Raw genomic sequence first — 2395 nt, 5'->3', positions numbered from 1 at the left:
GTCAGCCAGAAGGTGGACGGTTTGGCCCGCGCCATTGACCTGTGCGGAGGAGTTCGCACCAATGGCTGCCGTGCTGTGTCCCCACCCATTAAAATTGTTATTCTGCCCCGAAATAAAGGTCGTCGATCCGTCACTAGCATTTATAGTATTATTCTGACCAGAAACAGAAATTGTACTTCCATTAAGGATGTTTGCGACTCTGTTGTTATTTCCATTTATGGTTGTGATATCCGGAGAAGACACAATAACATTTGCATTTTGTGATGCTACAGATTGATTCCCTCTAAACACGTATTCAGTTGGACTATTACCTTGGTTACCACCCATGTTTGAAATTTGACCGTTCGAAGATACAGTATAACTGTCGATTTTTCCATTCCGCGAGAGTGTATACTCAGTCAGATCCCCAGCATGCGATTGCGAGACCAGGAGTTCTCCGCCGCCCTTCACTAGATACGTTCCGGAGGCCAGGAGGGCCCGTCCACCCACCAGACCGCCAATTCCCAAATCACTCCAGAATTGGGAAAAGTTTGAAACAAGGGGCGTGCCCCCCTGCGAATGGTATAAATATTGTCCCAGTGCAGTTTGGGCGCCGACCAATCCCGCATCCATCAAATTGGCAAGTGCGTCCGTCTGGGTTCCGAAGGACTGATCTTTAATATATTGCGATTGACGTGTTACATCCCGTAAATCTTCACTTGTTGCATTAGGGATCCAGGTCCCATTCTGAAGTGCGGGCTCGTATCCGCTCCAGTGCACTGGATCCACATTTAGTTGTTTATATGTATCTATATGAAATTGCGTAATCTGGGCGATGCTGGCCGGGGCACCAGAATTAAAATTAATAGTGTTCATGTCTGCCCGTGCAAGGTAGACCATCATTTTTTCTGTTACTACATTAACGGAGTCTCCGGATTTTATCCCTGCTTGCATATTGGCATTGGCTGTTATTCCGTTCATTCCAATATTCAGGGCAACGGAATAAGCTATGGTTGGATAAGCGGAGAGCCCATAGCTGGACTGATCTGAGTAGAATTTGGCAACGTCCTGCTGGACCAGGTTCGCGGATGCATTGTTATTATAATCCTGATTGACGGCATTTATATCTGCCCGCAACCGATCCAACTGCTGTGATGAATAGGTTTTCAGCGACGGGTCAGCCATGAGTACACTCCACAAGACTATTTATTGCAAAATAATGCGATATGATTGCGAAGTGTTTCACTGCCTTACAAAAGCCACAAGCCGAAATACATTAAACAATTGTAATTATACGAACTTTCCTGATTGCCCGTGAGCCTCCCATAAGATCTCAATCTGATCTGAAGCCGCAGTCACGAGGATATCTGGTCGAATGTGTGTGCGACCTAGACCCCCTTTTTGGAGCTGTTAGCCGATCAGGCGATGCAAAGTTTTCATTGCTTTTCACAAAAGTTGAGAGGGAGAACACAGGAGAGGCGTGCAAAGGTCGTAATGCTCTGAAAGCAGAGCCATTTTGTAGAGAATAGGAAAGGGAAGCCGCCTTTTTTCGCAACTTTCTCTCTCAAAAATTAACTTGCGTCCCGCGTTCGTTTGTTCTCTTTCTGTTCTCGTTAAGGAGAACAGTCATGACTTCGAACGCGCTGGCGCGTCTGCGCGAGCAGGTCCGATGCCTGGAGCGTCGGAGCCTGCCTCATTCCCCCTTTCGGGTGCTGCCAACAGGCCTGCAACCGGTCGATGACCATCTGGGCGGCGGCATCAAAACCGCCAGCCTGCATGACATCCTGGTGCCCGATCCGCTCGAGATCGGGGCCAGCCTCGCCCTGCTACTGCCCCTGCTCGCGCGCAGTGGCCAGCCTGTTTTCTGGCTGGGAACGGCTCCCCCTCAGCTCCATGCCTGGGGACTGCATCAGACCGGAATGTCGCTCCGGCACCTGATCTGCGTTGAGAGCGATGACGCCAGTGTTCTGGCCGTCGCCGAGGACATCCTGCGCGGTCCCGAGCGCGCTCTTGTCGTAATATCCGGTCCGCGTATTCCCTCCCTGACAGAAGTGCGTCGTCTGAATCTGGCCGCCGAAAGCAGCGGGAATACCGGCTTCTTCCTGCGCCCTGTCAGCGTCTCCCGTTCATCTGGAAAAGACCCTTGTGCCTGCGCCACACGCTGGCACGTTACTTCTCATCCTTCAGCCCCTCTCTGTCTGCCGGGACAGGTTCTGCCGCTTCCCGGCCCCCGCCGTCTTTCCGTCTCGCTGTTGCGGGTGCGCGGAGGACGTCCTGCCCACTGGCTCCTCGACTGTCCTGACCATGCGCCGCTTTCTCGCCCTCTGGCTTCCCTTCTGGCGCACCGAGCGCCTCCAGCTCTGCCAACCGGATCATTACCCTCCCGATCGCCCGCTTGTCGTGCACGCGCCTGAGG

2 protein-coding genes are annotated in these 2395 nt (G+C 52.4%); one reads left to right on the top strand and one right to left on the bottom strand.

Annotated features, from left to right (window positions below; all coding sequences use genetic code 11):
- Nucleotides 1-1164, bottom strand: a 1164-nt coding sequence (locus tag R5H23_RS15120; protein WP_317215943.1) for a hypothetical protein, incomplete at its 3' end; no start/stop codon positions are given.
- A gap of 443 nt (nucleotides 1165-1607) precedes the next feature.
- On the opposite strand from R5H23_RS15120, the gene R5H23_RS15115 reads away from it, so the two are divergent.
- Complete coding sequence (locus R5H23_RS15115; RefSeq protein ID WP_317215942.1) at nucleotides 1608-2393, top strand: hypothetical protein; 786 nt, start codon at nucleotides 1608-1610, stop codon at nucleotides 2391-2393.
- Nucleotides 2394-2395 lie beyond the last annotated feature (2 nt).

The organism is Gluconobacter sp. GP1, from assembly GCF_032913585.1.
Lineage (GTDB): Bacteria > Pseudomonadota > Alphaproteobacteria > Acetobacterales > Acetobacteraceae > Gluconobacter > Gluconobacter cerinus.
The sequence above is the reverse complement of the archived record's forward strand: the minus strand, read 5'-3'. Positions and strand labels throughout refer to the sequence as shown.

Bases quoted from the DNA above. Each gene is read 5' to 3' on its own strand.
- R5H23_RS15115 (WP_317215942.1), top strand. From the start codon at position 1,608: ATGACTTCGAACGCGCTGGCGCGTCTGCGCGAGCAGGTCCGATGCCTG.